Annotated in this window: 24 protein-coding genes; 15 read left to right on the plus strand and 9 right to left on the minus strand. The window is 59.6% G+C overall.

All coding sequences use genetic code 11. From position 1 onward, the window contains the following. Positions 1–9 precede the first annotated feature (9 nt). Genes paaA through IPI80_RS20705 form a run of 7 tightly spaced genes read left to right on the plus strand, consistent with a single transcriptional unit; the run spans position 10 to position 6,501 of the window. Positions 10–1,023 carry a 1,2-phenylacetyl-CoA epoxidase subunit PaaA gene (gene paaA, locus IPI80_RS20675; RefSeq protein ID WP_413863168.1) on the plus strand — a complete coding sequence of 338 codons (1,014 nt, stop codon included), beginning with the start codon at positions 10–12 and terminating at the stop codon, positions 1,021–1,023. Next, positions 1,020–1,316 carry a 1,2-phenylacetyl-CoA epoxidase subunit PaaB gene (paaB, locus tag IPI80_RS20680; RefSeq protein WP_413863171.1) on the plus strand — a complete coding sequence of 99 codons (297 nt, stop codon included), beginning with the start codon at positions 1,020–1,022 and terminating at the stop codon, positions 1,314–1,316. Before paaA ends, paaB begins: the two co-directional genes overlap by 4 nt. Continuing rightward, positions 1,316–2,101: a 1,2-phenylacetyl-CoA epoxidase subunit PaaC gene (paaC, locus tag IPI80_RS20685; RefSeq protein WP_413863174.1), complete on the plus strand. Its 786-nt coding sequence runs from the start codon at positions 1,316–1,318 to the stop codon at positions 2,099–2,101. Before paaB ends, paaC begins: the two co-directional genes overlap by 1 nt. A 41-nt stretch (positions 2,102–2,142) precedes the next feature. Next, complete coding sequence (gene paaD / locus IPI80_RS20690) at positions 2,143–2,706, plus strand: 1,2-phenylacetyl-CoA epoxidase subunit PaaD (protein WP_413863177.1); 564 nt, start codon at positions 2,143–2,145, stop codon at positions 2,704–2,706. An 18-nt stretch (positions 2,707–2,724) separates the two neighbouring features. Then, positions 2,725–3,828, plus strand: coding sequence for a 1,2-phenylacetyl-CoA epoxidase subunit PaaE (gene paaE / locus IPI80_RS20695; RefSeq protein ID WP_413863180.1), 1,104 nt, complete (start codon positions 2,725–2,727; stop codon positions 3,826–3,828). A gap of 23 nt (positions 3,829–3,851) precedes the next feature. After that, complete coding sequence (paaZ, locus tag IPI80_RS20700; RefSeq protein WP_413863183.1) at positions 3,852–5,891, plus strand: phenylacetic acid degradation bifunctional protein PaaZ; 2,040 nt, start codon at positions 3,852–3,854, stop codon at positions 5,889–5,891. A 7-nt stretch (positions 5,892–5,898) separates the two neighbouring features. Beyond that, entirely contained in the window at positions 5,899–6,501 is a 603-nt protein-coding gene (locus IPI80_RS20705; RefSeq protein ID WP_413863186.1) for a phenylacetic acid degradation protein PaaY, read from the plus strand. Positions 6,502–6,510: 9 nt separating this feature from the next. On the opposite strand, the gene IPI80_RS20710 is transcribed toward IPI80_RS20705, so the two are convergent. Then, on the minus strand, positions 6,511–7,440 hold the full coding sequence (locus IPI80_RS20710) for a polyprenyl synthetase family protein (RefSeq protein ID WP_413863575.1): 930 nt from the start codon (positions 7,438–7,440) through the stop codon (positions 6,511–6,513). Positions 7,441–7,687: 247 nt separating this feature from the next. Here IPI80_RS20710 and rplU point away from each other — a divergent pair, with 247 nt between their 5' ends. From rplU to proB, 4 genes are all read left to right on the plus strand, one after another. Further along, complete coding sequence (rplU, locus tag IPI80_RS20715) at positions 7,688–7,999, plus strand: 50S ribosomal protein L21 (RefSeq protein ID WP_413863188.1); 312 nt, start codon at positions 7,688–7,690, stop codon at positions 7,997–7,999. A gap of 4 nt (positions 8,000–8,003) precedes the next feature. Continuing rightward, positions 8,004–8,261 (plus strand): 50S ribosomal protein L27, encoded by a 258-nt coding sequence (gene rpmA, locus IPI80_RS20720; protein ID WP_413863191.1) that lies wholly within the window; start codon positions 8,004–8,006, stop codon positions 8,259–8,261. Between the two features lie 72 nt (positions 8,262–8,333). Next, entirely contained in the window at positions 8,334–9,410 is a 1,077-nt protein-coding gene (gene cgtA, locus IPI80_RS20725) for an Obg family GTPase CgtA (RefSeq protein WP_413863194.1), read from the plus strand. 51 nt (positions 9,411–9,461) lie between these two features. After that, complete coding sequence (gene proB, locus IPI80_RS20730; protein ID WP_413863197.1) at positions 9,462–10,598, plus strand: glutamate 5-kinase; 1,137 nt, start codon at positions 9,462–9,464, stop codon at positions 10,596–10,598. Positions 10,599–10,629: 31 nt separating this feature from the next. On the opposite strand, the gene IPI80_RS20735 is transcribed toward proB, so the two are convergent. Both IPI80_RS20735 and IPI80_RS20740 read right to left on the minus strand, forming a co-directional pair. Then, complete coding sequence (locus IPI80_RS20735) at positions 10,630–11,124, minus strand: CNP1-like family protein (protein WP_413863200.1); 495 nt, start codon at positions 11,122–11,124, stop codon at positions 10,630–10,632. Further along, on the minus strand, positions 11,114–11,752 hold the full coding sequence (locus tag IPI80_RS20740; protein ID WP_413863203.1) for an RNA pyrophosphohydrolase: 639 nt from the start codon (positions 11,750–11,752) through the stop codon (positions 11,114–11,116). The genes IPI80_RS20735 and IPI80_RS20740 overlap by 11 nt, the downstream gene beginning before the upstream one ends. Positions 11,753–11,844: 92 nt before the next feature. On the opposite strand from IPI80_RS20740, the gene IPI80_RS20745 reads away from it, so the two are divergent. Continuing rightward, entirely contained in the window at positions 11,845–13,587 is a 1,743-nt protein-coding gene (locus IPI80_RS20745; protein WP_413863205.1) for a proline--tRNA ligase, read from the plus strand. Then, a complete protein-coding gene (locus IPI80_RS20750) occupies positions 13,584–14,213 on the plus strand; it encodes a lytic transglycosylase domain-containing protein (protein WP_413863208.1) in 630 nt (209 codons plus the stop codon). Before IPI80_RS20745 ends, IPI80_RS20750 begins: the two co-directional genes overlap by 4 nt. Before the next feature lie 23 nt (positions 14,214–14,236). Here the strand turns inward: IPI80_RS20750 and grxD are convergent, their stop codons facing one another. Further along, the gene (gene grxD, locus IPI80_RS20755) at positions 14,237–14,560 is read right to left on the minus strand and encodes a Grx4 family monothiol glutaredoxin (RefSeq protein ID WP_413863210.1); all 324 of its coding nucleotides are present in this window, start codon (positions 14,558–14,560) and stop codon (positions 14,237–14,239) included. Between the two features lie 179 nt (positions 14,561–14,739). Here grxD and IPI80_RS20760 point away from each other — a divergent pair, with 179 nt between their 5' ends. Next, entirely contained in the window at positions 14,740–16,647 is a 1,908-nt protein-coding gene (locus IPI80_RS20760) for a GspE/PulE family protein (RefSeq protein ID WP_413863212.1), read from the plus strand. On the opposite strand, the gene IPI80_RS20765 is transcribed toward IPI80_RS20760, so the two are convergent. The 5 genes from IPI80_RS20765 to hemA all read right to left on the minus strand — a co-directional run bounded on the left by IPI80_RS20765 (position 16,629) and on the right by hemA (position 20,776). Continuing rightward, the gene (locus tag IPI80_RS20765) at positions 16,629–16,925 is read right to left on the minus strand and encodes a hypothetical protein (RefSeq protein ID WP_413863215.1); all 297 of its coding nucleotides are present in this window, start codon (positions 16,923–16,925) and stop codon (positions 16,629–16,631) included. The genes IPI80_RS20760 and IPI80_RS20765 overlap by 19 nt on opposite strands. 18 nt (positions 16,926–16,943) lie before the next feature. Then, positions 16,944–17,285 carry a zinc ribbon domain-containing protein YjdM gene (locus IPI80_RS20770; RefSeq protein WP_413863218.1) on the minus strand — a complete coding sequence of 114 codons (342 nt, stop codon included), beginning with the start codon at positions 17,283–17,285 and terminating at the stop codon, positions 16,944–16,946. A 73-nt stretch (positions 17,286–17,358) separates the two neighbouring features. Further along, positions 17,359–18,231: a peptide chain release factor N(5)-glutamine methyltransferase gene (gene prmC, locus IPI80_RS20775; RefSeq protein WP_413863221.1), complete on the minus strand. Its 873-nt coding sequence runs from the start codon at positions 18,229–18,231 to the stop codon at positions 17,359–17,361. 58 nt (positions 18,232–18,289) lie between these two features. Further along, positions 18,290–19,387: a peptide chain release factor 1 gene (gene prfA / locus IPI80_RS20780; RefSeq protein WP_413863224.1), complete on the minus strand. Its 1,098-nt coding sequence runs from the start codon at positions 19,385–19,387 to the stop codon at positions 18,290–18,292. 129 nt (positions 19,388–19,516) lie between these two features. After that, the gene (gene hemA, locus IPI80_RS20785; RefSeq protein ID WP_413863577.1) at positions 19,517–20,776 is read right to left on the minus strand and encodes a glutamyl-tRNA reductase; all 1,260 of its coding nucleotides are present in this window, start codon (positions 20,774–20,776) and stop codon (positions 19,517–19,519) included. Between the two features lie 65 nt (positions 20,777–20,841). Here hemA and IPI80_RS20790 point away from each other — a divergent pair, with 65 nt between their 5' ends. Continuing rightward, positions 20,842–21,177, plus strand: a complete 336-nt coding sequence (locus tag IPI80_RS20790; RefSeq protein ID WP_413863226.1) for a hypothetical protein — start codon at positions 20,842–20,844, stop codon at positions 21,175–21,177. The last annotated feature ends 5 nt before the right edge of the window (positions 21,178–21,182 follow it).

Here is a 21,182-nt window from a genome sequence, read left to right on the forward strand (position 1 = left end):
TGCATCACCATGTATACGCAGTCACTCAATGTGCAAGACAGTGCCAGTCTTAAATCTGTGCCGCAAGCAACGACTTTGGAGAACCCAGAGGCGCAAGCGCGTTTTGACGCAAGAATCGATGCCGATGGCAAGATCGAACCCCAGGACTGGATGCCTGTTGCCTACCGCAAGACCCTGTTGCGCCAGATTAGCCAACATGCCCACAGCGAAATCGTCGGCATGCTGCCAGAAGGCAACTGGATCAGCCGTGCGCCCAGCCTTAAGCGCAAGGCCATCCTGATCGCAAAGGTACAAGACGAAGGTGGCCACGGCCTCTACCTGTACAGCGCTGCAGAAACCCTGGGGCAGGGGCGTGACCAGATGCTGGCGGACCTGCACAGTGGCAAGGCCAAATACAGCTCCATCTTCAATTACCCCACCCTGAACTGGGCGGATGTGGGAGTGGTTGGCTGGCTGGTGGATGGCGCCGCCATCATGAACCAGATTCCCCTGTGCCGCTGCTCCTATGGTCCCTATGCGCGGGCCATGATTCGGGTTTGTAAGGAGGAGTCTTTCCACCAGCGCCAAGGCTACGAGGCGCTCTTGGTCATGATGCAAGGGACTGCCGCACAAAAGGCCATGGTGCAGGATGCGGTCAATCGGTTCTGGTGGAAATGCCTGGCCATGTTCGGACCGCCGGATGCCAATAGCCCGCACAGTGAGCAGGCCATGCGCTGGGGCATCAAGCGCATCAGCAACGACGACCTGCGTCAGAAGTTTGTTGATGCCACGGTGGCCCAGGCCAAGGTGCTTGGCGTCACGCTGCCTGATCCGGATCTGAAATGGAACGAAGAGCGCCAGCACTACGACTACGGTCAGATTGACTGGGACGAATTCTGGAACACGGTTAATGGCAATGGCCCCTGCAACAAAGAGCGGCTGGCCACACGCGTCAAAGCACACAACGATGGCCAATGGGTGCGCGATGCCGCACTGGCCTATGCAAGCAAGCACCAACCCCAAACACACAAGGAAGCAGCATGACCACAACCGCATTGAAAGACTGGCCCCTCTGGGAAGTATTCGTTCGCAGTAAGCAGGGCCTGGAGCACAAGCACTGTGGCAGCCTGCATGCATCGGATTCGCAGCATGCGCTGCAGATGGCGCGCGATGTATACACCCGACGCCAGGAAGGTGTGAGCATTTGGGTAGTGCCGTCCAAGTCGATTACTGCCAGCGCGCCCGAGGACAAGGACGCATTGTTTGAACCCGCAGCAGACAAGATCTACCGCCACCCTACCTTTTACGATATTCCTGAAGAAGTGGGGCATATGTAATGGCCAGCTACCAAGACTATCTGCTGCACCTTGCAGACAACGCGGTCATCTTGGGTCAGCGCAATGCCGAATGGTGTGGTCACGGCCCCATTCTTGAAGAAGACCTGGCGCTGGCCAACAACAGTCTGGACCTGATTGGCCAAGCACGCTTGCTGTACCAGCATGTGGCCGCCGTGCGTAAGGACGGGAAGTCCAGTGAAGATCTGCTGGCCTACTTCCGTGATGTGCCGGACTTCAAGAACTACACACTACTGGAACTGCCGCACCGCACCGCGCTATTGCCCACCTCTTCGGGTGACCGCGACTATGCAGTCACGATAGCGCGCAATTTCTTGTACAACGCGCTGATGGTCCAGGTTTGGGCCGCTCTGGCAGCGTCGACCGATGCGCAACTCGCCGCGATTGCATCCAAGTCGCTCAAGGAAGTGCAATACCACTTGCGTCATGCCCATGACTGGGTACTGCGCTTGGGAGATGGCACGGACGAATCTCACCGCCGCATGCAGGCGGCCTTCGATTACCTCATGCCCTTTACGCAGGAATTCTGGACACCCAGCGCCATGGAAGCCGCCGCCGTCAAAGCCGGCGTGGGTGTGGACGCCAGCGCGTTCAAGGCAGAGTGGGATGCCATGGTCAATGACACGTTGCAGGCTGCCACATTGAAGGTCCCTGCAAGTACAGGATTCGTCACCACCGGAAAGCACGGTGTGCATTCGGAGCATATGGGCTTTGTGCTGGCGGAAATGCAAAGCTTGGCGCGGGCTCACCCTGAGGCCGTTTGGTAATTGCCATGTCTGTGGATGTTGCCCCAGTTGGCGTCTCATCAATGCCATTGAGCAGGTTGCCCGACGGACCGCTGCCGCCAAGCCAGGAGACACAAGCGCACCATGCCATCTGGGAATTGTTGGAGTCGGTGACCGACCCGGAAATCCCGGTGGTCAACCTGCGTGAGATGGGTATTTTGCGTGCTGTGCGGCAGGGCCCACGGGGACTGGAGGTCGTCATCACCCCCACCTACAGCGGTTGCCCGGCGATGAGCCAGATGGCAGACGATGTGGTGAATGCGCTGTCCAGTGCAGGTGTTTCTGCAAGTGTCATCACGCAACTGGCACCCGCCTGGACTACCGACTGGATGACCCCTGAAGGGCGTGAAAAACTGCGTGCATACGGTATTGCCCCCCCAGTGAAAAGCGCCTGCGCTGCTGCCGCTGGCGTACAAGTGGTGGCCTTTGCACCGCGCAAGGGGCTCGCGGTGCGCGACGCCGTGGACTGCCCGCAATGCGGCTCCAATAACACGACCGAAATCTCGCACTTTGGCTCCACCGCCTGCAAGGCACTGTATCGCTGCCTGGATTGCATGGAACCGTTTGACTATTTCAAACCTTATTAATCAACGTACGTCCCCACTATGACTGCATCTTCCCGATTTCACGATTTGCGCGTTGCGCGGGTCAGCCCCGAGGCGGCTGGCTCGGTAGCCATTGCCTTCAGCGTGCCAGAGAATTTGCTGGAGCGCTTTGACTTCCAGCCCGGTCAGTACCTGACCCTGCGCTGCCAGATCGACGGGGCCGATGTGCGCCGCAGTTACTCCATTTGCTCCACACACAATCACCTGCTTCGCAATCGCGAGCTGGTGGTGGGTATTCGCCCCATGGAGAATGGTGTTTTTTCCAATTGGGCTGCCAGCAACCTCAAGGCCGGTGACACCTTGGCGGTGATGCCGCCAGACGGCCGTTTTGTATCCAGGCGCCCGCGTGCCCTGCACCGCGTGGCATTTGCCGCCGGCTCAGGCATCACACCCATTCTGTCCATCATGGCCAGCACGCTGGAAGACCAGCCCGAGTCCAAGTTCACCCTGGTCTATGGCAACCGCAGCATGAACTCTGTGATGTTCAATGAAGCGTTGCAAGACCTCAAGGACCGTTTTGCTGACCGCCTCACGTTGATCCATATTCTTTCGCGCCAGGCGCAAGAGGTGGACCTGCTGCAAGGTCGTATCGATGCAGCCAAGGTGCGTTCCATCATCGACACCCTGTTGCCTGTGGCCAGCATGGATGAAGTTTTTATCTGTGGTCCGGAAGTGATGATTGATGTCACGCACAAGGCATTGCTGGCGGCCGGTGTGCCCGAGAAGCAGATCCACACCGAACGGTTTACCTCTCCCGCCCTGGAGGCGCTCACGCCTGAAGCGCGGCAGGCAGCTGTGGCGAACCTGAAACTCCCACCCGGTGGTCAAGTAGCACTAACCGTGGTGCTGGACGGTAAATCGCATGAACTGCACATGAATCCTGACGAGCACCTGCTCGATGTCGCCATGGCTGCGGGTCTGGATCTGCCGTTTTCTTGTAGAGGTGGCGTCTGCGCCACTTGCCGTTGCAAGGTAATGGCCGGTAGCGTATCGATGGACAAAAATTTTGGTCTGGAAGCATGGGAAACCGACAAGGGCTTTGTGCTGAGCTGCCAGTCACGCCCCACCAGCGAAGCCGTGACAGTGAGTTTTGACGAACGCTAAGCCCTCATTTTTTAAAGAGCACCATGACACAAACCATTCAAAGTTATATCGGCGGTCGCTGGCAGGGCACACAAGCTGCCAGCGCGCTGCGCAGTGCTGTCAACGGCACGACCATTGCCCACACCCATGCCGAAGCGCTCGATTTTGGTGAGGCGGTGGAGCATGCCCGCCGCAAAGGCTTGCCTGCACTGATGGCAATGGACTTTCAGGAACGCGCCCAACGCCTCAAGGCCCTTGCCAAATACCTTATGGAGCACAAGGAACAGCTCTACGCGGTTTCGGCCCACACTGGTGCCACCAAGGTGGACAGTTGGATCGATATTGACGGTGGTGCGGGCACCTTGTTTGCCTATGCAAGCCTGGGCAGCAACGAGCTGCCTTCGGGTAATCTGGTGCATGAGGGGCCTGTGTTCTCAATTGGAAAGAAGGGGGGTTTCTCCGGCACCCACGTGTTGGTGCCGCGTGGTGGTGTCGCTGTACACATCAATGCCTTTAACTTCCCCGTCTGGGGCTTGCTGGAAAAGTTTGCGCCCAGTTTTCTGGCGGGCATGCCCTGCATCGGCAAGCCAGCCAGTGCTACAAGCTACCTGACCGAAGCCGCCATGCGCCTAATCGTTCAATCGGGCATCCTGCCTGAGGGTAGCTTGCAACTCGTCATCGGTGGAACGGGTGACTTGTTGAATCGCCTGAACGGTGCGGATGTAGTGACTTTTACCGGCTCGGCCGACACTGCGGCACGGCTGCGGGTGCACCCCAATTTGATTGCCCACTCAGTGCCCTTCAATGCCGAGGCCGATTCGCTGAACTGCGCCATCCTCGGGCCGGATGTTAACCCTGACGATGAAGAGTTTGCGCTTTTTGTCAAAGAAGTGGCACGTGAGATGACGGTCAAGGCTGGTCAGAAGTGCACCGCTATTCGCCGTGCCATTGTGCCCGCAAAACACCTGGATGCGGTGTGCGAGCAACTGGCTGCACGCCTGGCCAAGACCACCGTGGGCGACCCCGCTGATGAGCGTGTGCGCATGGGCCCGCTGGCTTCCCACGCGCAACAGGCCGACGTGGCCGAACGCATTGCCCTGTTGCGACAAGACGCCGAACTGGTTTACAGCGGCAAGACCGACTGGGTTGGTGACGGTACTGCGCAGGGGGCATTCTGTGCGCCAACCCTGCTGGCCTGCCGCAAGCCCATGGATGTGGATTCCGTGCACACCATCGAAGCCTTTGGGCCAGTCAGCACGGTGATGGCGTATGACGACCTGGATGAGGCATTGGCCTTGGCCGCGCGTGGTCAGGGCAGCTTGGTAGCCACGCTGGTGACGCACGACACAGCAGTCGCAGCGCAGGCCATTCCCGTCATGGCTGCCTGGCATGGCCGCCTGCATATCCTGGACCGTGAGGCCGCCGTGGAGTCGACCGGGCACGGTTCACCCCTGCCCACGCTCAAGCACGGTGGCCCTGGGCGCGCCGGTGGTGGCGAGGAGTTGGGTGGGCTGCGCGCAGTGAAGCACTACCTGCAACGTGCAGCCGTGCAGGGTTCACCAACTATGTTGTCGGCAGTAACCGGTGAGTATGTACGCGGTGCCAAGGTCAACAACACGGCAGTGCATCCTTTCCGCAGCTACTTTGAAGACCTCCAGATTGGCGACTCATTGCTGACCCATAGGCGAACGGTTAGCGAGGCGGATATTGTGGCCTTTGGTGGCATCTCGGGCGACTACTTCTACATGCACTTTGATGAAGTGGCAGCCAAGGATTCGCCGTTTGGCAAACGCATTGCGCACGGATACTTTGTGCTGTCGGCAGCGGCAGGCCTTTTTGTGTCGCCGGCACCCGGTCCGGTGCTGGCCAACTACGGGCTGGACACGCTGCGATTTATCAAACCCGTTGGCATTGGTGACACCATTCAGGCCCGCTTGACGGCCAAACGCAAAATCGACCGAAAAAAGGTGGACGCAAAAGGCGTTGGCCAAGGCGTGGTGGCATGGGATGTGGAAGTTACCAATCAGGACGGCGAACTGGTCGCCAGTTACGACATCCTGACGCTGGTGGCCAAGCGCACCTGACAAGACCATGCCCAGTTATTCCATTGAAGGGGTTATCCCCGTGGTACACCCCACCGCCTATGTGCACCCGACCGCTGTGCTGATCGGAGATGTGCATATCGGAGCGAACTGCTACGTAGGCCCCAACGCCAGCCTGCGCGGTGACTTCGGTCGCATCGAGCTGCATACTGGGGCCAACATCCAGGATAACTGCATCATGCACGGGTTTCCCGGTGTCGATACCGTGGTGGAAGAAAACGGCCATATCGGGCATGGTGCGGTACTGCACAGTTGCATCGTGCGTCGCAATGCGCTGGTGGGCATGAATGCAGTGGTGCTGGATGAGGCGGAGGTGGGCGAAGAAGCCATAGTGGCGGCCTGCGCATTTGTACCGGCCGGGAAAAAGGTAGCGCCAAGGATGCTAGTGGCGGGTGTTCCGATCAAGGAAATACGCCTGCTGCTGGATAAGGAGATTGCCTGGAAACTGGAAGGCACCCGAACCTACCAGGACTTGACACGACGCTGCCTGGCCAGCCTACAGGAAGTTCAGCCGCTGACGGAAGTGGAAGCGGATCGCCCCAAATTGCAGGCTCCTGAAGTTAAGCCCTTGATCGCCATGAAAAGGGGTTGAACAGCGCAGTCAGTGGTTTCTGGCCAACAATTGTGACGCCAGTTGTACCAAACATGCTGTATTTGGCCCGTTTGGCAGCTGCTGGGCGGCGGCAATGGCGCGCTTGGCCTCCATTTGCGCAGCCTGACGTGCGAAATCCAGTGAGCCGGTATTTTTGACAATCGCAATGACGGCGTCGAGCAGGGATACATCTCCATTTTCGATGGCGTTCTGAATGGTTGCTTTTTCAGCAGTCGTACCACGTTGTATGGCAGCAATGAGAGGCAACGTTGCTTTGCCTTCGCGCAGGTCGTCGCCCAGGTTTTTCCCCATCACTGCGGCGTCACCGGTGTAGTCCAGCACGTCATCAATCACCTGAAATGCGGTTCCCAACGCCTGCCCATACTCGGCACAGGCCAACTCCTGTGCTGCCGTGGCACCCGACAAAATGGCGCCGACCTGGGCGCTGGCCTCAAAGAGTTTGGCGGTCTTGGAGCGGATAACTTGCAGGTAGCCGGCTTCGTCCAATCCGGCGTTGTGCATGTTCATCAATTGCATCACTTCGCCTTCTGCGATGATGTTGGTGGCATTGGCCAGCACTTCCATGATGCGCATGTTCTGCGTATCCACCATCATCTGAAAGGCGCGGGAATACAGAAAATCGCCGACCAGCACGCTGGCCGGGTTGCCAAATCTGGCATTGGCAGTAGCGCTGCCACGGCGCAAGGCGGAATCGTCCACCACGTCATCGTGCAGAAGGGTGGCAGTATGTATGAATTCCACAACGGCTGCCATATTGAAACGCTGATCACCCGTGTAGCCCAGTGCACCACAGCACAACAACAATAACGCCGGACGCAACCGTTTGCCACCGGCTGAGATGATGTAGTGGGAAACGCTGCCAACCAGGGGAACGCCAGAGTCCAGCCTTCTTGCGATGACCCGATCGACCTCGCGCATGTCCTGTTCGACAATGGAAATTCCTGTCGATGAACCGATAGTAGGGGCTTGCAAGGCAGTAATGCGAGTTTGTTAGTTGCCGGATTGTATAGAAAGCCTGAAGGGCCATTGGGAAGCCAGGCAGCGATTTGGCCCGATAGGCGGAAAGTGCTATAATTTTTGGCTCTACGGAAATTCGTCCGGAGAGTCAAGTCCGCTGACTGAATTTAAGTTATCAGGTTGGCGGGATCAAGATTAAGAGGTCAACATGTACGCGGTCATAAAAACCGGCGGCAAGCAATATCGAGTTGCTGCCGGCGAAAAAATTAAAGTAGAACAGATTGCTGCGGACGTAGGCCAAGAGATCGTGATCGACCAGGTTTTGGCAGTCGGAAACGGCGCCGAAATGAAGGTTGGCACGCCCTTGGTGTCCGGCGCGACCGTTACGGTCACAGTAATTTCTCACGGCAAGCACGACAAAGTTCGCATCTTCAAGATGCGCCGTCGCAAGCACTATCAGAAACGTCAAGGGCACCGCCAGCAGTTCACCGAACTGCAAATCGGCGCTATCGTAGGATAAGGTCATGGCACAGAAAAAAGGCGGCGGCTCTACGCGAAACGGGCGCGACTCCAAGCCCAAGATGCTCGGCGTGAAGAAATTCGGCGGCGAACTGGTTAAGCCCGGTGCGATCATTTTGCGTCAGCGTGGCACCAAGTTCCACGCTGGAGTGAATGTCGGTATGGGTAAAGACCACACCTTGTTTGCATTGATTGATGGGCACGTTTCGTTTGCCCACAAGGGTGCTCTCAATAAGCACATGGTGAGCGTGACTGCAGCCTGATCTGCAGAAAGTTCACCCAAAAAACCCTGCGCCTGTGCGCGGGGTTTTTCATTTATAACTACGTACCACACCATGAAGTTCGTTGACGAAGCCTACATTGATATCTCCGCTGGAGACGGCGGGGCAGGCTGTGTCTCGTTCCGGCATGAAAAGTACAAAGAGTTTGGTGGCCCGAATGGCGGCGACGGTGGGCGTGGCGGACACGTATTTGCTGTGGCGGACTCCAACCTCAATACCTTGGTCGACTACCGTTTTTCCCGCCGCCACGACGCCAAGCGCGGCGAGCACGGAATGGGTTCCGATATGTTCGGCGCAGCGGGTAGTGACATTACTTTGAAAATGCCGGTGGGCACCATCATCAGCGACGCAGAAACCGGTGAAGTGCTGTATGAATTGCTTCAACACGGTGAAGTTATCACCATTGCCAAGGGCGGCGATGGCGGTTTTGGCAATATGCGTTTCAAGAGTGCCATCAACCGCGCACCCCGCCAGAAGACCCCTGGTTGGCCAGGCGAGAAGAAAAACCTCAAGCTGGAATTGAAGGTATTGGCCGATGTAGGCCTGCTGGGCATGCCCAATGCCGGCAAATCCACCTTCATCACGGCAGTGTCCAACGCGCGCCCCCGCATTGCCGACTATCCCTTCACCACTTTGCACCCCAATCTGGGCGTAGTGCGTGTGGGGCCAGAGCAAAGTTTTGTCGTGGCCGATTTGCCGGGCCTGATCGAAGGTGCGTCCGAGGGCGCTGGCCTGGGCCATCTGTTCCTGCGCCATTTGCAGCGCACGCGTTTGCTCTTGCACATTGTGGATGTGGCGCCGTTTGATGAAAGCGTGGACTCCGTTGCGCAGGCCAAGGCCATCGTCAATGAATTAAAGAAGTACGACCAGGCGTTGTACAAGAAGCCGCGCTGGCTGGTGCTCAACAAGCTCGACATGGTGCCAACCGATGAGCGCGAGGCACTGGTCAAGGATTTCGTGAAACGCTTCAAATGGAAAGGGCCGGTGTTCGAGATGTCAGCACTGACCCGAGAAGGCTGTGAGCCGCTGATCAAGGCCATCTATAAACACGTCAAAGCGCAGCAGGTGTCCGAACAGACGCCAGAAGTCGTCGATCCACGTTTTGTTGCAACACCTGGCGAGGCCCAATAGCTATAAAAATAATAGTGCCTTACGTAATATTGACGAGGGCTACCGATGCATATGGTAAATATTTCTCGTTCTCCATTGTTGCGTGATGCGCACCGGATTGTGGTCAAGGTCGGCTCCAGTCTGGTCACCAATGATGGTCGAGGCCTGGACGACGTGGCCATTGGCGAATGGTGCCGCCAGCTGGCGCACTTGATCCGCAATGGGCGCGAAGTCATCATGGTGTCCAGTGGCGCCATTGCCGAAGGCATGAAGCGCCTGGGCTGGACTACGCGGCCCAAGGCGGTTCAGGAACTGCAAGCTGCTGCGGCTGTGGGACAGATGGGCTTGGCCCAGATGTACGAGACCAAACTCAAGCTCAACGGGTTGGGCAGCGCCCAGGTGCTGCTGACCCATGCCGACCTGGCCGACCGCGAACGCTACCTCAATGCCCGCTCCACGCTGCTGACCCTGCTTAAGCTGGGAGTGGTGCCTGTCATCAACGAAAACGACACAGTCGTCAACGATGAAATCAAATTCGGCGACAACGACACCCTGGGCGCGCTGGTGGCTAATCTGGTGGAAGCGGATGCCTTGGTTATCCTGACTGACCAAAAGGGACTGTTCACAGCCGACCCCCGCAAAGATCCATCGGCAGAGTTCGTGCACGAGGCCCGTGCAGGTGACTCCGCCCTGGAGGCCATGGCCGGCGGCGCGGGCTCCAGCATTGGCCGCGGCGGCATGATTACCAAGATACTCGCTGCCAAGCGCGCGGCGGGCTCCGGTGCCTCAACCGTCATCGCCTGGGGCCGCGAGCCAGATGCCCTGATTCGCCTGACGCAGGGCGAGGCCATTGGGACTTTGCTGGTGGCGCAGACCCAGAAAAAGCAGGCCCGCAAGCAGTGGATGGCTGATCACTTGCAGATGCGCGGTGCGGTGGTGGTAGATGACGGCGCAGCGGCCAAGGTGCGCGACGATGGCAAGAGCCTGTTGCCGATTGGCATGGTCGCAGTGGAGGGCGAGTTCTCACGCGGTGACGTGATTGCTGTGCGCGACGCTTCGGGCCAGGAAATTGCCCGCGGCCTGGCCAACTATGCCAGCGCCGAGGCTCGGCTGCTGTGCCGAAAACCCTCCAGCGAAATTGAAAAACTACTGGGTTACTCCGCAGAACCCGAAATGTTGCACCGGGACAACCTGGTCCTGACCCGCTGACGGGCAAAGCCCTGTGGCGCCTCGCGTGGCGTCACTGGTACGAGGGCTTGCCCCGTTTGAGGGTATTGAGGATGTCGGCGCGCTTGGCGGCCGTGCGCCCGTCGCAAACCCCTTGCTTGGAGAGCGCATAGGCATGTTTTGACGGCAGGTTGTCCGTCAAATTGCGCCACTGCTGCGGTTCTACCGTTGTCCACGCACCTGACGTGCCGGCGCGTGCGTAGGTCTTGACTTCGCCACTGGCACACTGAATGCCCTCAAACGCTGCACTCACCGATCCTGATGTGTTGCGCATGACCACTACATAGCGCACTACATCATCGGAACCGACGGTCACTGTATCGGGATCTATGCCCACCTTCAGCGTCACATACGGCGGCATCTCAATGGGGATCAATTTGTCCTTGGAGTAGGTGGGCGGTGGTGGTATGCCCACTTCGGCCTTTGCAGGATCAACCGCCGTCTGGGCGCAGGTGGCTACAGCAACGCCGGCCAGGCATAGCGCGGTGAGGAGTTGCTTAATGACCATGGTTACGTCCGTGGTTCGGGGTATGGTTGGCCCCTGGTAGGGGATCAATGGAGGCACCGGGCGGAAGCTCAAGGCCGCCAGGCCGGTTGCTACCGGTTTCTTGGCCGGGATCGTGGAGCCGGTGGGCATGGCGTAGAAATCGGTTGCGCGGCTCGTTGCGCGGCAGGTAACGTGCCAACTCGATCAGGGCGGTTTCGTATACGCCCCGTTTGAACTCCACCACGGCGTCCAGCGGAACCCAGTAGTCGTTCCAGCGCCAGGCATCGAATTCGGGGTGGTCGGTGGCGCGCAGGTTCAGGTCCCAGTCGTGCCCCAACAGTTGAAGCAGGAACCAGATTTGCTTCTGGCCCTTGTAATGGCCGCGCGCATCGCGGCGAATGTAACGGTCTGGCACCTCGTAGCGCAACCAGTCTCGGGTTCGGGCAACAATGCTGACATGCTCCGGGTGGAGCCCCACTTCCTCATGCAATTCCCGGATCATGGCCTGCTCGGGAGTTTCTCCCCGATCAATGCCGCCCTGCGGAAACTGCCACGAATGGGTCCGAATGCGCTTGCCCCAAAATACCTGATTTCTCTGGTTGAGCAGGATGATGCCGACGTTCGGCCGAAAGCCGTCGCGGTCAAGCATAATCAAACCCCAATTTTTAAACTTCGTTCATTATGCACAGCAAGCGCCGTGTATCAAGTGGCGAAGGTCTAGGTAGTTCTGCGAGTCACCCCATGAAAGCATCCCAATTCCTCATTTCCACCCTCAAAGAAGCGCCAGCCGACGCCGAGGTTGCCAGCCACAAATTGATGATGCGTGCCGGCATGATCAAAAAATTAGGCGCCGGCATATACACCTATATGCCCATGGGGCTGCGGGTGATTCGCAAGGTGGAAGCCATCGTGCGCGAGGAAATGAACCGTGCCGGCTCGGTGGAGCTGTCCATGCCTGTGATTCAGCCAGCCGAACTTTGGCAAGAGACTGGCCGCTTCACCACCAATGGCCCTGAGCTGCTGCGTATTAAAGACCGCCATGACCGCGACTATGTGGTGCAGCCAACCAGCGAAGAAGTGATCACTGACATTGCACGCCAAGAGATCAAGAGCTACAAGCAGTTGCCCAAGAACCTGTACCAGATCCAGACCAAATTCCGCGACGAACGACGTCCCCGCTTTGGCCTGATGCGCGGGCGTGAGTTCACGATGAAAGACGCGTACAGCTTCGACCGTGACCCCGATTCCGCCAAGGCCAGCTACCAGATTATGGCGAGTGCCTACCGCAAGATTTTTGACCGATTTGGCCTGACCTACCGTGCCGTCGCGGCCGACAGCGGCGCCATCGGTGGTGATTTGAGCGAAGAATTTCAGGTGATTGCCGCCACCGGCGAAGACGCCATCGTCTACTGCCCCACCAGCGATTACGCCGCCAATATCGAAAAGGCCGAGGCACTTGCGCCCACAGGCCCGCGTGGCGCCGCCACCCAAGCCCTCACCAAGACGCCGACGCCGGGTACGGCTACCTGCGACGACGTGGCCCGGTTGCTCAACGTGCCACTTTCTGCCACAGTCAAGTCCCTGGTACTGGCAACTGACGCCAAAGATGACAAGGGCAACGTCACCAAGACCCAGGTCTGGCTGCTGCTGCTGCGCGGCGACCACGAGATGAACGAAGTCAAGGTGGGCAAGCTGGAGGGGCTGGCTGATTTCCGCTTTGCCACCGTGGCAGAAATTGACACCCACTTTGGCTGCAAACCCGGTTACCTTGGACCTGTCGGAATGAAGCAGCCGCTGAAAATGGTGGCTGACCGCGAGGTCGCCGTGATGTCCAACTGGATTTGCGGCGCCAACGCCGAAGACTTCCACATGACCGGTGTCAACTGGGGCCGCGACTTGCCAGAACCGGACCAGGTGGCCGACATCCGCAATGTGGTCGCCGGTGACCAGTCGCCCGACGGCAAAGGCGTGCTGGCCATCGAGCGTGGCATCGAGGTCGGCCACGTGTTCTACCTGGGCACCAAATACAGCAAGGCCATGAACGCCACGTTCCTGGACGTGAACGGCAAACCCCAGTTCATGGAAATGGGCTGCTACGGCATTGGCATCACCCGCCTGCCCGCCGCTGCCATTGAGCAAAACCACGACGACAAGGGCATCATCTGGCCCGACGCGTTGGCACCCTTTACCGTGGTGTTGTGCCCCATCAGCCCGGACCGCTTCTCTGACGTCAAGGCAGCCGCCGACACCCTGTATGCCGACCTGCTGGCAGCCGGCGTGGACGTGATGCTGGACGACCGCTGTGAGCGCCCTGGCGCGATGTTTGCCGACTGGGAATTGATTGGTGTGCCACACCGCGTCACCATTGGTGACCGTGCCCTTAAAGAAGGAATGGTGGAATACCAGCACCGCCGCGACAGCGCTGCCACCAAAGTGGCCGTCGGCGACATTGCGGCGTTGATTCGCTCGAAACTGGTGGCATGACGGTTGGCGTTACCCGCAGAAACTGCCTGTTGCCCTCGTTGGTTGGGCTTGGACTGCTATCAGTTCAGGAGCAATCATGGGCGGGTGGGCAGATTGAAGAGCCGCTGATCGATTCGGTGCGCACGGCGCTGACCAGTGCCATCCACAATGCCGCACCACCCGTTCCCGAATTTGCCGACACGGAGTCGCGCCTGCGCTACCTGCGCTGGATGCTGGCGATGAGTGAGCGGCTCAAGAAGAAGAAGCCTAACCTGGAAACCCGCAAGGAATTTTTGCAAACCGTATGGTACGAGAGCAAGCGTGCCGGGCTGGACGTGGCTCTGGTGTTGGGCCTGATCCAGGTGGAAAGCAACTTCCGCAAATACGCGGTGTCGTGGGTGGGTGCTCGGGGTTACATGCAGGTGATGCCGTTCTGGACCCGCAGCATTGGCGACGGAGACCCTGGCAAGTTGTTCCATATGCAGACCAACCTGCGCTTTGGCTGCGTAATTTTGCGCCATTACCTGGACCGTGAAAAGGGTGACCAGTTTATGGCACTGGGGCGCTACAACGGCTCGCGCGGCAAGCCGAAGTACCCTGACGCCGTATTCGCCGCCAAGCGAATTTGGGACTACCAACTGGTCTGATTCGGCGTGCGTACGCCGGTGAATCAATCTTGCTTGTCCAGCGCCTTTTGCAGCTCACCGTTTTCGTACATTTCCATCATGATGTCCGAACCGCCAATGAATTCTCCCTTGACGTAGAGCTGGGGGATGGTGGGCCAGTGGCTGTAATCCTTGATGCCAGCGCGGATGGCGTCGTCTTCCAGCACATTCACCGTAGTGATGGACTTGGGGTCCACACCACAGGCCTTCAGAACCTGGATGGCGCGTCCGGAAAACCCGCACTGGGGAAAGCTGGCAGTGCCCTTCATGAACAGCAAAACCGCGTTGTTCTTGACTAACTGATCGATACGTTCTTGTGTGTCGCTCATTGCAATATAACTCCAATAAAAGTGCATTATCCCAGACCCTATTCCCAGTTTGGCCTTGGGGCCATTGCGCAGCAGGGGTATTACGCAGACGCTGGACCAAAGTTGATGCATATCAAGCCGGATTGGTGTCTTCGGTGCGAGCATGCGAACATCAGCTATTTTCAGAACCTGTGCCGAACATGACCGAACCTGATATTGAGTTGCCCCATGACGTTTTGCTCAGCAACGAATTTGCGCAAAATGCCCTCACGTCGCACGACCACAACGTGCGGGATACCGCGCCTATCCCGTTTGATGGTGGCCAGCCGGTTATTGCGCCGATGCGCATGGGGTTGGTGCACAACCTCGAAGAATTGCATGGGTTGCTGCAGCTAGGAACCTTTCGCGTGCTCCCGCTTGAAAGCACCGGACCTCTGGAAAAGGGAGCTGGTCACGCGTGCTTGGTGGAGGCGGTGCGCGCCCGCACTTTGCACCCCACCGACGATGCGGCCGAGTTGGCGGCGCGTCTGGTGACGCAGCTTTCCCAGGGTGGGCGCAGCCCATGCGATGTGTCGCAGGCCTTGCGGGTGGCCGAAGTGCTGAGCCATGTACCCGTTGCCGCGCTGGGCGACTTTGAGCCCGATGTGTTGGCCCTGGAGTGTCTGCCGCCCGACATGGCGGCCCGGATCAACGTCCTGCCCCTGCTGCGCCACAGCGACGTGTTGATGGTGGCGTTGGCGGATGTTCTGGACGCTGAGCAACACCACCTGCTGCGCTTTGTGACCCAGTGCCGTCTGGTGGCTGTGCTGGCCACGGCCGACGATGTGCGCAACGCCATCGCCCGCTGTTACGCCTCGCACAGCGATATCGATGAGTTGGAGTCGCTGGCCATCAGCGAGATACAAACCGGCAGCGAGGAAGAAGAGCAGCGCGTCTGGAGCGAGGCCGAGCAACTGGCTCGCCAAGCTCCCATCGTGCGCCTGGTAAGCAACATCCTGGCCGATGCGGTGAGCCGGCGCGCATCCGACATCCACATCCGCCCTGGCCAGAAGTTCTTTGATGTGCTGTTTCGCGTCAATGGCACCCTGGTGCCAGTGCGCCGTCTGCGCCGTGCGCTGCTGCCGCCGGTGGTGGGGCGCATCAAGATTTTGGCCAGCATGAACAGCTCGGAGCACCGATTGCCGCAAGACGGGCGCATCCGCATCACCGAGGCCGGAGCGGGTATTGACCTGCGGATTTCCATCATTCCGTCGCAATTTGGCGAAAGCGTGGTGATCCGGGTGCTGGCCCGCACGGCCGATATGCGCAATCTGGATTCCATTGGCTTTGACCCCAGCGATCTGGCGCGGCTGCGTGACCTGCTTCGGCGCAGTATGGGCATTGTGCTGGTGACCGGCCCTACCGGCTCGGGCAAGACCACCACGCTGTACGCGGCCCTGCAAGAGGTGGTGCGTCAAAATGTGAACATCATCACGGTGGAAGACCCCATTGAATACGAACTGGAAAACGTCATCCAGATCCAGGTCAACCCTGTTATCGACTTCGGCTTTGCCAAGGCGCTGCGCCACATCCTGCGGCATGACCCCGACGTCATCCTGATCGGTGAAATGCGCGACTATGAAACCGCCAAGATCGCGGTCGAGAGCGCATTGACTGGCCACTTGGTGTTTTCCACGCTGCACACCAACGACGCGCCCAGCGCGTTGGTGCGCCTGATTGAGATGGGGGTGGAGCCCTATTTGATCCGCTCGGCAGTAATTGGTGTGCTGGCCCAGCGCCTGGTGCGCACCAACTGTGTGCATTGCCGCGAGGTGGAGCCGGTGGATATTCTGATGCGCACTAACCTCGACCTGGGGCCGGAAGAGGTGTTCTGGCGCGGCAAAGGGTGCGATCGCTGCCACGGCACAGGCTTTTCGGGGCGCCAGGCCATTTATGAATTGCTGGTGATGGACAAAGGCCTTGCCGAAAAGGTCGATGTGGGGGTGTCGGCAGACGTGTACCGCGACAGCGCCCTGTCCAGCCGCATGTTTAGTCTGCCGGCTAACGGTATCAAGCTGGCGCGCACCGGGGCGGTGTCGCTGACGGAGATTTACCGCGCCTGTATGTAGAGGTCAGTGGCGGGTTTGACGAGCGTACTCCTGCCAAACATCAGGTGCTCCAACAGTACCAGAGCCACACAGCCCAGCAAAAACACCGGCAGCTTGGCCGTGCCCCATGGGTCCAGGCGCCATTGCTTTTCCAGCGTCAGCCACCAGTCGGCCGAAGTCCACAGGCGCAGCGCCTCTAGAGCGCTGCCCCAATCGCGGAAGATGATGCGCCCCAACGCCAAATAGACCGGGATATTGACCAATACCAAAAGGAGCCAGTGGGCGTTCTGCGGGTTCACGGTTGGCGGCCCTTGAGGTCAGGCTTTCTTGAGGAAACAGGCTTTGAGCATGAAGCTGCCGCCGTCCATTTTGCAGTCCACCTCGTGGTCGCCACCGACCAGGCGAATGCTCTTGACCTTGGTGCCCATCTTGAGCACGGTGGAAGAGCCTTTGACCTTCAGGTCTTTGATCAGCACCACGGCATCACCGTCTTGCAGCACCTGGCCGTTGGAGTCCTTGACCACGGCGTCGTCTTCGTCGTCTGTGGCCGCAGTTTGCGCTTGGGGCCATTCAAAGCCGCAGTCGGCGCAAACAAAATTGCTGCCATCGAGGTAGATGTTTTCAAGGGTGCACTGGGGGCAGGCGGCGGTATTAGACATAGTGGGTGTACGACAATGCTATTAAATTACTAGCTGGTTACGCATATTCTACGAGGGCTAGAGGCCTAAAAGACTAACAACCATAACAGGCACCGCTGCATCGCTCGAACCCGGCCAGGTCACAGTGTGACTGGGCCTGTGTAAACCCTGCCTCACACAGCAAGGCGCGAACTGCGCCCGCTTGGTCATAACCGTGCTCCAGCAGCAGCCAGCCACCCGGCACTAGGTGAGTGCGTGCTTGGCGGATGATGGTGCGGATGTCGTCCAGCCCATCCGCACCACTGGCCAATGCCGACAGGGGTTCATGGGTGAGGGCGCCCAGGTGGTGGTCGGCGGCGGCAATATAGGGCGGGTTGGACACGATCACGTCAAACCGGCCCGGCACACCGTCCAGCCAGTTGCCTTGCGCAAAGGCCACGTCCAGTTGCAGGCGCTGTGCGTTAGCCTGGGCCACGGCCAGGGCATCGGCGCTGGCGTCCACGGCGCTGACTTGCAGATCGGGCCGGGTGTGTTTGAGCGCCAATGCGATGGCGCCGCTGCCGGTGCCCAGGTCCAGCACCTGCAATGGCTGGCGTGGGTGGCTGTCGGTGAGGCGTGGCGTTGGCCTGGTTAGCAGCTCTAGCGCCCAGTCCACCAGCGTTTCGGTGTCCGGGCGGGGTACCAGCACACGGGCATCCACCGCCAGGTCCAGCCCGAAGAATTCTTTGCGCCCGGTGATGTAGGCCAACGGTTCACCAGCGGCGCGGCGCTGCACGTTCGCCTGCAACGTGGCAAGCGCTGTGGCGGGCAGTGCGTCGGTGTCATGCGCCAGCAACCAGGCGCGCTCCTGGCCGGAGCGGTTGAGCGCGTGCAGAACCAGCAGCTGCGCATCCAGCCGATCCATGCCATGGCGCTGTGCCCAGGCCAGGGCCTGCGCTACGGAGTCCGGAGTTTGGGGTGTTCCCATACGCTATTATCTTAGTAGCATCTTACGTAGTATGGACGAGGGCTAGAGGCCTAAACACCTAGTTGGAATGAAGCTCCAGCGCAGCCAGTTGTTCGGCCGCCTCGTAGGCTTGCAGTGCGCCCACCACGTCGTCCAAATCGCCTTCCATGATGGAGAGTAGCTTGTACAGCGTGAGGTTGATGCGGTGGTCGGTCAGGCGGCCTTGCGGGAAGTTGTAGGTGCGGATACGGTCGCTTCTATCCCCACTGCCGACCAGGCTCTTGCGCTCGGCGGCGTCTTTGGCGGCGCGCTCGGAGCGTTCTTTTTCGTGGATGCGGGCGGTCAGCACTTTCAGGGCCTGGGCCTTGTTGCTGTGCTGGCTGCGCCCGTCCTGGCATTCGGCCACGATGCCGGTGGGAATGTGGGTGATGCGCACGGCCGAGTCGGTCTTGTTGATGTGCTGGCCACCGGCACCGCTGGCGCGGTAGGTGTCGATGCGCAGGTCCGATGGGTTGATCTTGATCGCCTCGGCCTCGTCCTGCTCGGCCAGCACGGCAATGGTGCAGGCGCTGGTGTGGATGCGGCCCTGGGTTTCCGTGGCGGGCACGCGCTGCACCCGGTGGCCGCCGCTCTCGAACTTGAGCGCACCGTACGCGCCGGTGCCGTTATGGTGGCCTTCAAAACGCACCACCACCTCTTTGTAGCCGCCCAGCTCGCTTTGCGATTCGCTGACGATCTCGCTCTTCCAGCCGCAGCGGTCGGCATAACGGGTGTACATGCGAAGCAGGTCGCCAGCAAACAAGGCTGATTCGTCGCCGCCAGTGCCAGCGCGGATTTCCACGAACGCGGGGCGGGCGTCGTCGGGGTCTTTGGGCAGCAACATGCGCTGCAACTCGCTCTCCAACTGCGCCAGCTCGGTCGTGGCGCTGGCGATTTCTTCTTCGGCCATTTCGGCCATGTCGGGGTCAGACTTCATCTCTTCTGCGCTGCTCAGGTCCGCCTCACGCTGCTGGTAGCGTGCCCAGCGACTCGACACCGCGGTGACGTCGGTGTGCTCGCGCGAGAGCTTGAGGAACTGCTCCATGTCTTTCATGATGTCCTCGCGGGACAGCAAAAATTCCAGTTCACCCTGGCGGTCGGTGTAGCGGGCGAGTTGTTGGCGGAGAAAGGGTTTCATGGAGTCAATCGGAAAGGAGGGGCTTCGACCAGCTCAGCCCGAACGGTGTGCGGACAACAATTTCCGTGCGCCCTGCGCTGGGTCGAAGGGTTATGCCGGGGCTCTGTCGGAGCCACGTGGTTGGCGTCGCTAACGCTTGCTGCGCAGAAAGAAGTGTTCGATGGCGCTGGTGGCGCGGTCGCGTGCTGCGGCGTCACCGGCATGCAACTCGGCCATGGCACCATGCAGCATTTTTTGGGTCAGGCCCTTGGACAGGGCTTCCAGCACCACATCCACCGATTCGCCCTTGGCCAGCAACTTGTGGGCGCGGGCCAATTCGTTGGTGCGCCAGGCATCGGCCTGAGCATTGAGCTGCTGGATGAGTGGCACGTTGCTGCGCTGGTCCACCCAGTGCATGAAGCTTTGCACCCCGGCGTCCACAATCGCCTCAGCCTGTTCGACGGCGGCCTGTCGGCTGGCCTGGGCGGTCTGCACCACGCCGGACAGATCGTCCACGGTGTAGAGGTACACATCGTCCAGCGCCTTGACCTCGATTTCGATGTCGCGTGGCACAGCCAAGTCCACCATGAAGATGGGGCGGTGGCGGCGTTTTTTCAGGGCGCGTTCGACCGCACCCAGGCCGATGATGGGCAGGGTGCTGGCGGTGCAGCTCACCACGGCGTCAAATTCGTGCAGACGGTCGGGCAGGTCGGCCAGGCGCATGACCTCACCACCAAAGCGGCTGGCCAGCTTTTCGCCCCGCTCGAGCGTGCGATTGGCAATGGCGATGCTCTTGGGGTTTTTGGCGGCAAAGTGCGTGGCGCACAGCTCAATCATTTCGCCAGCGCCCACAAACAGCACCTTGACATCACCCAGGTCTTCAAACAGGTTACCAGCCAGGCGCACGGCGGCGGCGGCCATGCTGATGCTGTGCGCGCCAATCTCGGTAGACGTGCGTACTTCCTTGGCTACGGCAAAGGAGCGCTGAAACAGTTGCGACAGCGTGGTGCCCAGGGCGCCTGCGGCGTTGGCAGCGCGGACCGCGTCTTTGAGCTGGCCCAGAATTTGCGGCTCGCCCAGTACCATGGAGTCCAGCCCGCTGGCTACCCGAAAGGCGTGGCGTGCGGCCAGCCCGTCTTGCAGGCTGTAGGTGTGGGAGCGCAGGGCGTCGGGCGAAATGCCAGCCGAATTGGCCAGCCAGCCCAATGTGGGCTCCAGCTCACTTTGCTCGCCAGCGCAATAAATTTCGGTGCGGTTGCAGGTGGAAACAATCGCCGCCTCAGGCATGCGGTTGAGTGACTGGCGCAGGCCTTGTAAATGCGGAGCGACCTGGTCCATGGCGAACGCAAACCGGCCGCGCAAGTCCAGCGGTGCGGTGGTGTGGTTGATGCCTAAAGTCCAGACTGCCATGTGTTCGGTTGTCATTCGGCCAGCCCGTTGAGCGGATGCGCGACGGCGCTGGCAGCAATTGATTTATGTCTGATTATAAAATCGTCGCCATACCAATCAACCCAAGGGCCCCACGGGCCAACCGAATGGGACCTCTGGACCAACTCATCCACCTGACCAATTTTCTGGCACCGGCCCTGGCCGTGGCCTTGGTGCTGGCCATTGTGGGCCCCTGGTTTATGTCAAAAAGCCCGTCAGCCCTCGGAATCATTACGCAGGCAGCTATCAATTTTATAGTTGGTTCATTGGCGCTAGCGCTGGGTCTGTGGTTCTTCGGGCGTGACGGCAAGATGGCCAGCTACGCGGCCTTGCTGGTAGTTGCGGCGTCCGCGCAGTGGGCGGGGGGGCGCGGCTGGCGTTGAAAACC

Origin of the sequence: Candidatus Aalborgicola defluviihabitans (assembly GCF_016705985.1) — a bacterium.
Taxonomy (GTDB): Bacteria; Pseudomonadota; Gammaproteobacteria; order Burkholderiales; family Burkholderiaceae_C; genus Allorhodoferax; species Allorhodoferax defluviihabitans.

Coding starts and splice junctions, on each gene's coding strand:
- paaE (WP_413863180.1), top strand. CDS start 2,725: ATGACTGCATCTTCCCGATTTCACGATTTGCGCGTTGCGCGGGTCAGC.
- prmC (WP_413863221.1), bottom strand. CDS start 18,231: ATGGGAACACCCCAAACTCCGGACTCCGTAGCGCAGGCCCTGGCCTGG.
- paaD (WP_413863177.1), top strand. CDS start 2,143: ATGCCATTGAGCAGGTTGCCCGACGGACCGCTGCCGCCAAGCCAGGAG.
- IPI80_RS20760 (WP_413863212.1), top strand. CDS start 14,740: ATGACCGAACCTGATATTGAGTTGCCCCATGACGTTTTGCTCAGCAAC.
- rpmA (WP_413863191.1), top strand. CDS start 8,004: ATGGCACAGAAAAAAGGCGGCGGCTCTACGCGAAACGGGCGCGACTCC.
- IPI80_RS20750 (WP_413863208.1), top strand. CDS start 13,584: ATGACGGTTGGCGTTACCCGCAGAAACTGCCTGTTGCCCTCGTTGGTT.
- paaB (WP_413863171.1), top strand. CDS start 1,020: ATGACCACAACCGCATTGAAAGACTGGCCCCTCTGGGAAGTATTCGTT.
- IPI80_RS20710 (WP_413863575.1), bottom strand. CDS start 7,440: ATGCGCGAGGTCGATCGGGTCATCGCAAGAAGGCTGGACTCTGGCGTT.
- IPI80_RS20705 (WP_413863186.1), top strand. CDS start 5,899: ATGCCCAGTTATTCCATTGAAGGGGTTATCCCCGTGGTACACCCCACC.
- IPI80_RS20790 (WP_413863226.1), top strand. CDS start 20,842: ATGTCTGATTATAAAATCGTCGCCATACCAATCAACCCAAGGGCCCCA.
- rplU (WP_413863188.1), top strand. CDS start 7,688: ATGTACGCGGTCATAAAAACCGGCGGCAAGCAATATCGAGTTGCTGCC.
- paaZ (WP_413863183.1), top strand. CDS start 3,852: ATGACACAAACCATTCAAAGTTATATCGGCGGTCGCTGGCAGGGCACA.
- proB (WP_413863197.1), top strand. CDS start 9,462: ATGGTAAATATTTCTCGTTCTCCATTGTTGCGTGATGCGCACCGGATT.
- grxD (WP_413863210.1), bottom strand. CDS start 14,560: ATGAGCGACACACAAGAACGTATCGATCAGTTAGTCAAGAACAACGCG.
- IPI80_RS20735 (WP_413863200.1), bottom strand. CDS start 11,124: ATGGTCATTAAGCAACTCCTCACCGCGCTATGCCTGGCCGGCGTTGCT.
- IPI80_RS20770 (WP_413863218.1), bottom strand. CDS start 17,285: ATGTCTAATACCGCCGCCTGCCCCCAGTGCACCCTTGAAAACATCTAC.
- IPI80_RS20740 (WP_413863203.1), bottom strand. CDS start 11,752: ATGCTTGACCGCGACGGCTTTCGGCCGAACGTCGGCATCATCCTGCTC.
- cgtA (WP_413863194.1), top strand. CDS start 8,334: ATGAAGTTCGTTGACGAAGCCTACATTGATATCTCCGCTGGAGACGGC.
- prfA (WP_413863224.1), bottom strand. CDS start 19,387: ATGAAACCCTTTCTCCGCCAACAACTCGCCCGCTACACCGACCGCCAG.
- paaC (WP_413863174.1), top strand. CDS start 1,316: ATGGCCAGCTACCAAGACTATCTGCTGCACCTTGCAGACAACGCGGTC.
- hemA (WP_413863577.1), bottom strand. CDS start 20,776: ATGGCAGTCTGGACTTTAGGCATCAACCACACCACCGCACCGCTGGAC.
- paaA (WP_413863168.1), top strand. CDS start 10: ATGTATACGCAGTCACTCAATGTGCAAGACAGTGCCAGTCTTAAATCT.
- IPI80_RS20745 (WP_413863205.1), top strand. CDS start 11,845: ATGAAAGCATCCCAATTCCTCATTTCCACCCTCAAAGAAGCGCCAGCC.